Annotated in this window: 7 protein-coding genes; 5 read left to right on the forward strand and 2 right to left on the reverse strand. The window is 67.8% G+C overall.

The genetic code is table 11. From position 1 onward, the window contains the following. A partial coding sequence (locus FFS52_RS12080; protein WP_212743752.1) for a carotenoid oxygenase family protein occupies positions 1-1,393 on the forward strand: 1,393 nt, incomplete at its 5' end. A 283-nt stretch (positions 1,394-1,676) separates the two neighbouring features. Here the strand turns inward: FFS52_RS12080 and FFS52_RS12085 are convergent. Beyond that, complete coding sequence (locus tag FFS52_RS12085) at positions 1,677-2,726, reverse strand: alpha/beta hydrolase (RefSeq protein ID WP_137809834.1); 1,050 nt, start codon at positions 2,724-2,726, stop codon at positions 1,677-1,679. 505 nt (positions 2,727-3,231) lie between these two features. Between FFS52_RS12085 and gltB the strand changes: the two genes are divergently transcribed. From gltB to FFS52_RS12105, 4 genes are all read left to right on the forward strand, one after another. Further along, positions 3,232-7,815: a glutamate synthase large subunit gene (gene gltB, locus FFS52_RS12090; RefSeq protein ID WP_137809835.1), complete on the forward strand. Its 4,584-nt coding sequence runs from the start codon at positions 3,232-3,234 to the stop codon at positions 7,813-7,815. Continuing rightward, positions 7,808-9,262, forward strand: a complete 1,455-nt coding sequence (locus FFS52_RS12095) for a glutamate synthase subunit beta (protein ID WP_137809836.1) — start codon at positions 7,808-7,810, stop codon at positions 9,260-9,262. The genes gltB and FFS52_RS12095 overlap by 8 nt, the downstream gene beginning before the upstream one ends. Positions 9,263-9,440: 178 nt before the next feature. Next, entirely contained in the window at positions 9,441-10,328 is an 888-nt protein-coding gene (locus tag FFS52_RS12100; RefSeq protein WP_137809837.1) for a cutinase family protein, read from the forward strand. 122 nt (positions 10,329-10,450) lie between these two features. Then, complete coding sequence (locus FFS52_RS12105) at positions 10,451-11,122, forward strand: DedA family protein (RefSeq protein ID WP_137809838.1); 672 nt, start codon at positions 10,451-10,453, stop codon at positions 11,120-11,122. A 748-nt stretch (positions 11,123-11,870) separates the two neighbouring features. Here the strand turns inward: FFS52_RS12105 and FFS52_RS12110 are convergent. Next, positions 11,871-12,116 (reverse strand): RNA-binding S4 domain-containing protein, encoded by a 246-nt coding sequence (locus tag FFS52_RS12110; RefSeq protein WP_137809839.1) that lies wholly within the window; start codon positions 12,114-12,116, stop codon positions 11,871-11,873. Positions 12,117-12,230 lie beyond the last annotated feature (114 nt).

The raw sequence follows: 12,230 nt of genomic DNA on the forward strand, positions 1-12,230 counted from the left end.
CCCCACGCCCGCCCCCGTCGACCTCGCGCATCACGCCCACCTCACCGGTGTGTACGCCCCGCAGCGGGAGGAGGTCGATGTCACCGACCTGCCCGTCCGCGGCGAGATCCCCGCGGATCTGCGCGGCAGCTACCTGCGTAACGGCCCCAATCCGCGTTTCGATCCCATCGGATCGTTCGTCTATCCCCTCGACGGTGACGGCATGGTGCACCGGATCAGCATCGACGGCGGTCGCGTCGGGTACACCAACCGCTTCGTCCGGACCCCGATGGTCATCGCGGAAGAGGCTGCCGGACATGCACTCTGGTCCGGGCTCACCGACGGGTACACGCCACCCGCGAGTGTTGTCGGGGACGAACTCGCCGGCACCTACCGCGAACTGCCCGACATCAACATCGTCCGCCACGGCGGACGGTTGATGGCGATGGCCGAATCCGACCAGCCGTACCTGCTCGAGCCGTCGACACTGGCGACGCTGGCCAAGACCGACTGCGACGGCGCGATGCGGGTCGGCAGTACCGCGCACCCGAAGATCGACCCGGCCACCGGCGAGATGGTGTTGTTCAACTACAGCCTCGAAGCGCCGTATCTCACCTGGTCGATCGTGAATCCGGACGGGACGGCGGCAACCGGGCCCAACCCGGTCGACGGTCTGGACAAGTCGGTCATGATCCACGACATGGCCCTCACGTCGCGGTATCTCGTACTCTTCGTGTGCCCGTTGATCTTCGACCTCGAAGCCGCGATGACCGGTGGCTCGCTGCTGTCCTGGCAACCCGACGACGGCACGCGCATCGCCCTCATCCCGCGCGACGGCGGCCCGGTGCGCTGGGTCCAGACCGACCCGTTCTGGGTGTGGCACTTCGCCAACGCCTTCGACGGTCCGGGCCCCGACGACGGTGTCACCGTCGACTACGTGGAATGGAGCTACCCGGGTGGCTTCGCCGCCGAACCCCGGCCGGCGACGTCGGCGCTCACCCGCGCGATCATCCGCCCGGATGGCACCATCACCCGGAACACGATCAGCGACAACGCCTTCAACATGGAGTTCCCGCGAGTCGACGACCGGTTGCTCACCCGGGACCACCATCGCGTGGCAACGGTGGCGAAGGGACCCCGCGACACCGATGCCACCGACAGTCTCTGGTTCCACGATCTCTCCGCCGGCACCGAGACCTTCTGGAGTCCCGGAACCGCGATCGGCGAGCCGATCTACATCCCGGGCGCCGAACGCGATCACTGGGGCGCGATCGGCACCGACCCCGCCGACATGCGTTCGTATTTCTACCTTCTCGCCGCCGACGAGCCGACGGCCGGGCCGGTTGCCACCGTCGAACTCCCGATCCGCGTCCCCGCCGGGCTGCACGGGGCATGGCTCGCGGACCCTTCGTGACGCGCCCTCCGCAGGCTCCGGGCGCTCCTCAGGGGGCGGGGGGGTGAAGCGGGGATCGTAGACTCGTGCCTCCTTCCTGAGCAGCGAGCTTCATTCTCTGTTCCCTGAGGTGCGAGCGAAGCGAGCCGCGAAGGGTCTCGCAAGGCATCTCACCAGGCCCTTCGTGGCTCGTCGCTATCGCTCCTCGCACCTCAGGGACCAGTGCTCTTGCGATTCCTTCGGTTCAGGGAAGAGTGAGTGTGCGAATTATTCGGATTTGATTCTGTACGAGGGGCCCTTCGGATCATGTAGCAACCGGCGCGGTCACCTCGATGAACCGCGCAGCGATGTCGATGGCCGACCGCGCCTCGGCCGACAGGCGGGGGATCAGCTGGAAGACGTGACCCTGGTCGGGCCAGGCCTGGATCACCGAAACCCCTCCGGCACCGGTTATCTCGTCGTGGGTGGCCCGGGCGTCGGCCCCCATCACCTCGCGCGCCCCGTATTGGATGAGCGTCTTGGGCAGGGTCATGTCCGGGGTGAGACGGACGCGCATCCGTGGATGATCGGGATCGGCGGTCCGGGTGTAGAGCCGCAGGATCTTGCGGGCGGACATCGCGTCGATGATCGGGTCCCGCACCCCGGTGCGCTGATTACGCACGGCCAGTTGGAAAGTCGGGTCGTAGAGCGGCGAGAACAGCACCATCGAACCCGGTTGCGGGGTCCCGGTGGCGTGGTTGACGGCGAGCAGGTCGAGCGCCAGGTGGCCGCCGGCGGAGTCACCCGCGACCACGATGTCCTCGGCGCGGTACCCCTGGGACAGCAGCCAGCGATAGCCGCGGACGGCGTCGTTGCCCGCGCACGGCCAGGCGTGCTCGGGGGCGAGCCGGTAGTCCAGGCTGAAGGCGGGCAACCCGGTCTTGTTGCCGAGCCGGCCGACCAGGCCCCGGTGCGTTCGCGGCGAGCACACCACGTACCCGCTCCCGTGCATGTAATACAGAATTCGCGAACCGGGGACCGGAGCGCTCGCCTGCCGGCCGATCACCCACTCGCCACGGACCTGCCCACCCCGGAAGTTCTCACGCACGATCTCCACCCGGGTGTTGGCCGGAGGCGGGTTGATCCGCTCGATGGTCCGGTTCAGTGCCGGGCGCGTCCGCTGGATCATCTGCGCGGTGACGCGGGGGTGGCTGACCCCGGCCGCCGTCATCATCGGCCAGGTGACCCGGGCCAGATAGGCGTTGACCGCACGGGAACGCCGCGAACCGTACGGATCGACGCCCAGGCGGCCGAACGGATGCGCGAGGAGATCCGCCTCCGGGGTGGGCTCATCGGCCGATACGGTGACGCTCATCACCTGACGGTAGTGGCTCGATGCCGTGCGGGTGCGGGATCGGTGAGGGTGAGACCCGGCCGCAATCGGACCGCGACCGTCGACGCTCCCGAAAGGCCCGCGCGGGCCGTCTCCGGGGCGGACCCCGAATCGCCGGATTTCCGTCTGACGTGCACCGGCGGTGTCTCTGTGGTAACCGGATTTCGAGAGTGGGCCCTTCGCGTGGAAAAATGGCCCACAATGCTCATACGGCTGCCCGGGGGCGCTCTGGTGTGCTGCGCGCGGTAGCTGCGATGAGCAGGGTGGTTCGGGTCCCGACGATGCGGCCCGAAGGGACCGTCAGCAACGGCGCTGACCGGGACTCACCGCCGCTGTGATCGTCGGCTCTGCCCAGGTCAGCCCCGATGCGGGTGGAGCACGACGACGCCGGGGACATCGTGGTCCGCGGCCCGACACGGCCGGGTGTGGCCCCAGACATCGACGACGGGTAGTGCGTGCACTCCTCGCGCGCAAAGTGAGGCGAACTATGAAGCAGGCTCCGGGACCGGTGGGTCTCTACGACCCACGCAACGAGCACGACTCGTGTGGCGTGGCGTTTGTCGTGGACATGCACGGGCGGCGCAGTCGCGACATCGTCGACAAGGCGATCATGGCCCTGGTCAATCTCGAGCACCGCGGCGCCGCGGGTGCCGAGCCCAACACCGGCGACGGTGCGGGCATCATGATCCAGGTCCCGGACCGTTTCCTGCGGGAGACCGTGGACTTCGAGCTGCCCGCGGAGGGCAGCTACGCGACCGGTATCGCCTTCCTGCCCCAGGGCTCGGAAGACGCCCGCCTCGCCTGCGAGGGCGTGGAGAAGGTCATCGAGGCAGAGGGTCTGACCCTGCTCGGCTGGCGCGAGGTGCCGACCAACGAGAACTCGCTCGGAGCACTTGCCCGCGACGCCATGCCGACCTTCCGGCAGGTGTTCGTCGGCGGAGCCGAGGGGATGGAACTCGAGCGCCGCGCCTACGTCGTGCGCAAGCGGGTGCAGTACGAGCTCGGCAACAAGGGCGCCGGCGCCGACGGCCCGGGCCGCGAGACCGTCTACTTCCCGAGCCTGTCCGGACGCACCTTCGTCTACAAGGGCATGCTGACGACCCCGCAGCTGCGGGAGTTCTACGTCGACCTGCAGGACTCGCGTGTCGAGAGCGCGCTCGGTCTGGTGCATTCGCGCTTCTCCACCAACACCTTCCCGTCGTGGCCGCTGGCGCATCCGTTCCGCCGCGTCGCCCACAACGGCGAGATCAACACCGTCACCGGTAACGAGAACTGGATGCGGGCCCGCGAGGCGCTCATCGACACCGCGGCCTTCGGGGCCGACGCGGCGTCGAAGATCTTCCCGATCTGCACCCCGGGTGCGTCGGACACCGCCCGGTTCGACGAGGTGCTCGAGCTGCTCCACCTCGGTGGACGCTCCCTCCCGCACGCCGTGCTCATGATGATCCCGGAGGCCTGGGAGCGTCACGAGTCGATGAAGCCTGAGCACCGGGACTTCTACCGCTACCACTCCGCACTGATGGAGCCCTGGGACGGACCGGCGTCGGTGTGCTTCACCGACGGCACCGTCGTGGGTGCCGTGCTCGACCGGAACGGCCTGCGGCCCAGTCGGATCTGGGTCACCAAGGACGGGCTCGTCGTGATGGCCTCCGAGGTCGGCGTGCTCGACATCGATCACTCCGACGTCGTGCAGAAGATGCGTCTTCAGCCCGGCCGCATGTTCCTGGTGGACACCGCTGCCGGCCGCATCGTCGACGACGAGGAGATCAAGGACGAGCTCGCTGCCGAGCACCCCTACGGTGAGTGGCTCGAGCAGGGACTGGTCGCGGTCGACGACATCGAGGCGCCGCCGCATCAGCACATGCCGCACGACCGGGTCGCGTTGCGCCAGCAGGTGTTCGGCTACACCCGTGAGGAACTCGACCTGCTGGTCGCGCCGATGGCGAAGACCGGTGCCGAGGCACTCGGCTCGATGGGTACCGACACCCCGATCGCGGTGCTGTCCAAGCGTCCGCGCATGCTGTTCGACTACTTCCAGCAGCTGTTCGCCCAGGTGACCAACCCGCCGCTCGATGCGATCCGCGAAGAGATCGTGACCAGCGTCGGCGGCACCATCGGCACCGAGGCCGACCTGTTGCACCCCGGCCCCGAGTCGTGCCGTCAGATCGAGCTGCCGTCGCCGGTCCTCGACAACGACACGCTCGCGAAACTGGTGGAGATCAACTCCAACGACGCGCTGCCCGGTTTCCGCAGCGTCCACATCCACGGCCTCTACCCGGTGGCCGAGGGTGGCGCCGGTCTGCGCAAGGCCCTCGACGAGGTGCGTGCGAAGGTCAGCGCCGCGATCGACGACGGCGTGAACCTGGTGATCCTGTCCGACCGCGAGTCGGACGAGACCTACGCACCCATCCCGTCGCTGCTGCTGACGGCTGCGGTGCACCACCACCTGGTGCGGGAACGCAAGCGCACCCAGGCCGGTCTCATCGTCGAGTCCGGTGACTGCCGCGAGGTCCACCACGTGGCCGCACTCGTCGGTTTCGGTGCGGCAGCGGTGAATCCGTACATGGCCTTCGAATCGATCGAGGACATGACCGAGCGCGGTGTGCTCGGCAACCTCGACTTCGCCACCGCGCAGAAGAACTACATCAAGGCCGCCGGCAAGGGCGTGCTGAAGGTGATGAGCAAGATGGGCATCTCGACCCTCGCCTCGTACACCGGTGCACAGCTCTTCCAGGTCATCGGTATCTCGCAGGAGACCGTCGACGAGTTCTTCACCGGGCTCAACAGCCAGCTCGACGGCATCGGTCTCGACGAGATCGCCGCCGACGTCGCGACCCGCCACGCGCTGGCATTCTCCGATCGCCCGTCCGAGCGCGCCCACCGCGAGCTCGAGGTCGGCGGCGAGTACCAGTGGCGCCGCGAAGGCGAGTACCACCTGTTCAACCCGGACACCGTCTTCAAGCTCCAGCACTCCACGCGCACCGGCCAGTACAAGGTGTTCAAGGAATACACGAAGCTGGTGGACGACCAGTCCCGACAGATGGCGTCGCTGCGCGGCCTGTTCGACTTCAATTTCGGTGACCGCGACCCGATTCCGATCGAGAAGGTCGAACCGGCCCGCGAGATCGTGAAGCGGTTCTCGACCGGCGCGATGAGCTTCGGTTCGATCTCCGCGGAGGCGCACGAGACCCTCGCGATCGCCATGAACCGGCTCGGTGGTCGCTCGAATTCCGGTGAGGGCGGCGAGGATCCGCGTCGCTTCCATCACGACGAGAACGGTGACTGGCGTCGCAGCGCGATCAAGCAGGTCGCGTCGGGCCGCTTCGGCGTCACCTCGCACTACCTGTCGAACTGCACCGACATCCAGATCAAGATGGCGCAGGGTGCGAAGCCGGGTGAGGGCGGGCAGCTGCCGCCGCACAAGGTGTACCCGTGGGTCGCCGAGGTCCGTGGTTCGACGCCGGGCGTCGGCCTCATCTCGCCGCCCCCGCACCACGACATCTACTCGATCGAGGATCTCGCGCAGCTGATCCACGACCTGAAGAACGCCAACCCGCAGGCCCGCATCCACGTGAAGCTGGTGTCCGAGGTGGGCGTCGGCACCGTCGCGGCCGGTGTCTCGAAGGCGCACGCCGACGTCGTCCTCATCTCAGGGCACGACGGCGGTACCGGCGCAACGCCGTTGACCTCGGTCAAGCACGCCGGTGCGCCGTGGGAAATCGGCCTGGCCGAGACCCAGCAGACCCTGCTGCTCAACGGACTCCGCGACCGGATCGTCGTGCAGGTCGACGGCCAGCTCAAGACCGGTCGCGACGTCGTGGTCGCCGCCCTGCTGGGTGGCGAGGAGTTCGGTTTCGCCACCGCGCCGCTGGTGGTCGCGGGTTGCATCATGATGCGGGTGTGTCACCTCGACACGTGCCCGGTGGGTGTCGCCACCCAGAACCCGCTGCTGCGTGAGCGTTTCGCGGGCAAGCCGGAGTTCGTCGAGAACTTCTTCCTGTACATCGCCGAAGAGGTCCGGGAACTGCTGGCGCGCCTGGGCTTCCGCACCCTGCAGGAGGCCGTCGGTCACGTCGAGGCGCTCGACACGACCAAGGCGCTCGCGCACTGGAAGTCGGAGAAGGCGGGCAAGCTCGACCTGTCGTCGATCCTGGCGATGCCCGAGTCGCCGTTCATGAACCAGGACCTGTACTGCTCCGGCGTGCAGGACCACGGCCTGGACAAGGCGCTCGACCAGCAGCTCATCGCGCAGAGCCGCGAGGCCATCGACCACGGCACGCGGGTGTCCTTCACCTCGAAGATCACCAACGTGAACCGCACCGTCGGCACCATGCTGGGCCATGAGGTCACCAAGGCCTATGGCGCACAGGGTCTTCCCGACGGGACGATCATCGTCGACTTCGCCGGATCGGCCGGCAACAGCTTCGGTGCCTTCGTTCCCAAGGGCATCACGCTGCGCCTCGAGGGCGACGCCAACGACTTCGTCGGCAAGGGTCTCTCGGGCGGTCGCCTCGTGGTCCGTCCGGCACGCAACGCGCCGGACGACTTCGTCGCCGAGCACAACATCATCGCCGGCAACGTGATCGGCTTCGGTGCCACCGCGGGCAAGATCTTCCTGCGCGGCATCGTGGGTGAGCGCTTCTGCGTTCGCAACTCGGGCGTCACCGCGGTGGTCGAGGGTGTGGGCGACCACGGCTGTGAGTACATGACGGGTGGACGCGTCGTCGTCCTCGGCGACACCGGCCGCAACTTCGCGGCGGGCATGTCCGGCGGCATGGCGTTCGTCTTCGACCCCGAGGGCAAGCTGGCCGACAACCTCAACACCGAGCTCGTCGACCTCGAGCCGCTCGAGGAGGAGGACATCGAGTTCCTCGCCACGATCATCGAAGAGCACCGCGCCGAGACCGAATCCCCGGTCGCGGCAGCACTGCTCGGCGATTGGGACACCGCCCAGACCAAGTTCGCCAAGGTCATGCCGCGCGACTACAAGCGTGTGTTGCTGGCCATCTCCGAGGCGGAGAAGACCGGGCGAGACGTGAACGAAGCGATCATGGAGGCCGCACGTGGCTGACCCCAGAGGATTCCTCAAGCACCCCGAGCGGGAGCTGCCCGACCGCCGCCCGGTGGAACTGCGTCTGCTGGACTGGAAAGAGGTCTACACCGACTTCGACAAGGGCCATCTGAAGACGCAGGCGAGCCGCTGTATGGACTGCGGTATCCCGTTCTGCCACAACGGCTGCCCGCTGGGGAACCTGATTCCTGAGTGGAACGACCTGGTCTACAAGGACCAGTGGCGCGACGGCATCGAACGTCTGCACGCGACGAACAACTTCCCGGAGTTCACCGGCCGCCTGTGCCCGGCTCCGTGTGAGGCGTCGTGCGTGCTGGGGATCAATCAGCCGCCGGTCACCATCAAGCAGGTCGAGGTCGAGATCATCGACAACGCCTTCGACAACGGCTGGGTGACCCCGGTCATGCCGTCGGAGAAGACCGGCAAGTCGGTGGCCGTCGTCGGCTCCGGGCCCGCGGGACTCGCTGCGGCGCAGCAGCTCACGCGTGCCGGACACGACGTGACGCTGTTCGAACGGGCCGACCGCATCGGTGGCCTGCTCCGCTACGGCATCCCCGAGTTCAAGATGGAGAAGCGTCACATCGACCGTCGTCTCGCGCAGATGGAGGCCGAGGGCACCGTCTTCCGCACCGGCGTCAACGTGGGTGTCGACGTCACCGTCGAGCAGTTGCGTGCCGACTTCGACGCGGTGATCCTCGCCAACGGCTCGACCATCGGTCGCGATCTGCCGATCCCCGGGCGTGAGCTCGACGGCATCCACCAGGCCATGGAGTTCCTGCCGCAGGCCAACCGGGTGCAGCTCGGCGACGAGGTCGAGGGCCAGATCTCGGCCAAGGGCAAGAAGGTCATCATCATCGGCGGTGGCGACACCGGCGCCGACTGCCTGGGCACCTCGCTGCGCCAGGGCGCGGAGATCGTCCACCAGTTCGAGATCATGCCGAAGCCGCCGATCGAGCGTGCCGAGTCGACCCCGTGGCCGACCTACCCGCTCATGTACCGGGTGTCGTCCGCACACGAAGAGGGCGGCGAGCGCGTCTTCTCGGTCAACACCGAGCAGTTCGTCGGTGAGGACGGCAAGGTCACCGGTCTGAAGGCCCACGAGGTCCAGATGCGCGACGGCCGTTTCGAGAAGGTGGAGGGTTCGGACTTCGAGCTCGAGGCGGACCTGGTGCTGCTGGCCATGGGCTTCGTCGGTCCCGAGCGTGAGGACCTCCTCGACAAGATGGGCGTCGAGTACGACCCCCGCGGAAACGTCAAGCGCGACGGCAACTTCGCCGCTGTCGGTCAGCCGGGTGTCTTCGTCGCGGGCGACGCCGGGCGTGGACAGTCGCTCATCGTGTGGGCCATCGCCGAGGGGCGCTCGGCCGCTGCGGCCGCCGACGCGTTCCTCACCGGGGCGTCGGACCTGCCCGCACCGATCGTGCCCACGCAGGTCGCGCAGCGCTGATCGCGCGTCGCACTCAGCAGTACTCGACTCCCGCTCGCCCGCTCAGGGTGGGCGGGAGTTCTGCGTAGGCAGATCCGTCGTTCCACGGGAGTTCCGCAGGCGGCAACACGCCCGCCGGACGCCCGACCTAGACTCGGCGGTAAAGCTGCCTCCTCGGCTGGTACGAAGGGAACGGACCATGCGTCGGATCATCGCGACCGTATGCGCCCTGCTGTGTGCGATCCTGGCCGGCGGTGTGCTCGCCGTCCCGACGGCGACTGCCGCGCCCCGGGGGTGCCCGGAGATCTACGTGCTCGCGGTCCCCGGGACCTGGTCCAACGGCGCCAGCCCGGGTGTGCTGGGGGAGGTCACCGCCGGGCTCGGACCGGAAACCCGCGTGCAGTACGTCGGATACGACGCGACGGCGTTCCCGTGGGAGAAGGCGATCTACGGCAAGTCCAAGGCACAGGCGGTTGCCAACACCACGGGGCTCGCCCTTCAGATGCTCCGACGATGCCCCGGTACCCGGATCGCGCTCGTCGGCTACAGCCAGGGCGCCGACGCCGCCGGTGACCTCGCATCCGAGATCGGCACCGGTCGCGCCGCGATCCGTCCGGGTCAGGTCGCGGGGGTCGTGCTGATCGCGGACCCGCGACGGTCGAAGCGGGACAATCTCATCGGCCCCGCCCTGAGGGGTGAGGGAAGTGGCGGACCACGCCTCGACGGCATGGGGTGGGTCCTGCCCAGGGCGTTCACCCTCTGCGAACCCACCGACGTCTACTGCAACGTGCCACGCGACTACTACGTGACGCGGATCGTCGGCTACCTCGCCGAGACCAGCGACCCGACGCCGAGCCAGATCGTGCAGTACCAGGCCGAGGCGGGCGCGATCTTCTCCGAACTGCTCACCCTCGGCGGCCCCGGCGAGATCGCGCAGGAGCTCGGTGACGCGCGCGCTCGCGAGCAGATCAGGTCGTTCAACCAATTCCTCCAGTCCGGGTCGCACGGCACCTACCGGGACTTCGAGGTCCGTCCCGGCGTGACTGCGGTGCAGTGGGCCAACCGGTTCCTCGCCGGCCTCGCCTGACGGCGCCGGTCGGCTGACCTGCACGAGAACCGGATGAATCGGACGTCCGACTAGAGTGGCGGCCGAAGTGGTCACCGAAGCCGGGGACCAGCCGCCCGCCCTCGGACAGACGGACACATTCCTTGCCAACGCAGCTCGCCGCCATACTCGCCCAGACCGACCCGTCGCAAGGTCACAGCGGTTTCATCGGCTGGATTCTCGACCTCATGGACACGCTCGGCGAGCTGGGTGTCGGGGTGGCGATCCTCCTCGAGACCTTCCTGCCGCCCATTCCGTCCGAAGCCGTTCTTCCCGGCGCCGGCTTCCTCGCCTACGAGGGCCGTATGAACGTCTGGCTCGCCTGGGCCGCGGCGACCATCGGTTCGCTCGTCGGGGCTTGGCTCTGGTACTGGATCGGCGCGGCTCTGGGCCGCGATCGCACCCGGCGACTCGTCGGCCGGATGCCGCTGCTCGACTACGACGACTTCGACAAGGCGGAGGAGTACTTCGTCCGCTGGGGCGGAATGGCGGTTCTCCTCGGTCGGTGCGTGCCCCTCGTCCGATCGTTCGTCTCCATCCCGGCCGGGATCGAGAAGATGCCGTTCTGGCGTTTCACCGCCTACACGACGCTCGGCTCCGGCGTGTGGAACGCATTGTGGATCGGGATCGGCTTCGGCTTCGGTCCGGCCATCGCCCCCGCGCTCGAACGGTGGAGTGGCGTGCTGAGCAACATCGTGATCGCCGTGCTGGTCCTCATGGTCGCCTGGTTCGTCGTGAAGCGGGTCCGCCGACGCCGCGCCAGTGCCGCGGGATAGCGGGCCGGAAGAGTGGGACGACCCGTGGAATACCTCGTGCGGAAGCGCGGTTGTACCCCGCGACGGTGACGGACTCAATGCCCCGGGTCCCACCCTTTGCCGCTTCGAGCGGCCTGTTTGCCGAGAGGCGCACTGACCGCCATCGTCGTCCATCACACCGAAGCCGCCGGCCCGATTCCCGGGTCGGCGGCTTCGGTCGTTCGACGGCAACCGCGGTGGGCGAGTGGTCGCCTGCCCGCCCGGGTCATTCATGCAGGTGAGGGGCGCGTCGCTACGCGCGAGGTAACAGTTCTCGTGCGACGATCGATCTAGCCGTCGTGTGCGGCACTCGCCGTTTCGGGAACCGGAGCTGCGGGATTCACACGTGTCGGCAGTCGCGGGGGCGTGGCGAAAGCCACTGGAAAGTCCGGCGACACGACCGGGAACAGCCGCTACAGTAAAACAAAGTTCCAGTCCGTTGTAACGAATGTGAAGTATCAGGAAGTGATTGGTCATGAAGTTGGCTGACACATTTCACTCGCCCCGCCGGGGCTCTCTGTTGAACTCGCTGACCGGCTGGCGACTCGGAGGCCGCCGCGGTTCCACGACGATGTTCCCCGCCGAAGCGGAACGACTCATCACACCCGCCGAGCTCAGACGGTTCGGCGTCCGGTCCTAGCGCCCTTCGAGGCTCGCTTCGCTCGCACCTCAGGGAGCAGGAGGTCGTCGCTATCGCTCCTCAGGGAGCAATGGGGGACGCTTCTTCGGATCAGGGGGCAGGTGGCACGTCGCCTTCGGTGACGACACGCACGCTCATCCCGCCGACCGACACCACATCGCCGATCGTCAGCTGACGGCCGCGCCTGGTCTCCACCTCGTCGTTCACGGTGACCAGACCGTCGGCGATCACCTCCTTGGCCTCGGCCCCTGACTCGATCAGGTTGGCGAGTTTGAGGAATTGGCCGAGTCGGATGGAGTCGTCCCGGATCGTCACGTCGTACACGGCTTCGATCATGCCGGTCCACCGCCCGCCGGGCCACCTCGGCCGTCGGGGACGCAAGACGATCTGTGCCGGACGGGGCCCATCCGCGTGGAGTGCCGGGACATACCTCTCATCCCGACTACCTTT

The sequence above is a fragment of the Gordonia sp. ALPHA1B1 genome (genome assembly GCF_005502615.1).
In the GTDB taxonomy this organism is placed as follows: Bacteria; Actinomycetota; Actinomycetes; order Mycobacteriales; family Mycobacteriaceae; genus Gordonia; species Gordonia hongkongensis.

Coding starts and splice junctions, on each gene's coding strand:
- FFS52_RS12085 (WP_137809834.1), bottom strand. CDS start 2,726: ATGAGCGTCACCGTATCGGCCGATGAGCCCACCCCGGAGGCGGATCTC.
- gltB (WP_137809835.1), top strand. CDS start 3,232: ATGAAGCAGGCTCCGGGACCGGTGGGTCTCTACGACCCACGCAACGAG.
- FFS52_RS12100 (WP_137809837.1), top strand. CDS start 9,441: ATGCGTCGGATCATCGCGACCGTATGCGCCCTGCTGTGTGCGATCCTG.
- FFS52_RS12110 (WP_137809839.1), bottom strand. CDS start 12,116: ATGATCGAAGCCGTGTACGACGTGACGATCCGGGACGACTCCATCCGA.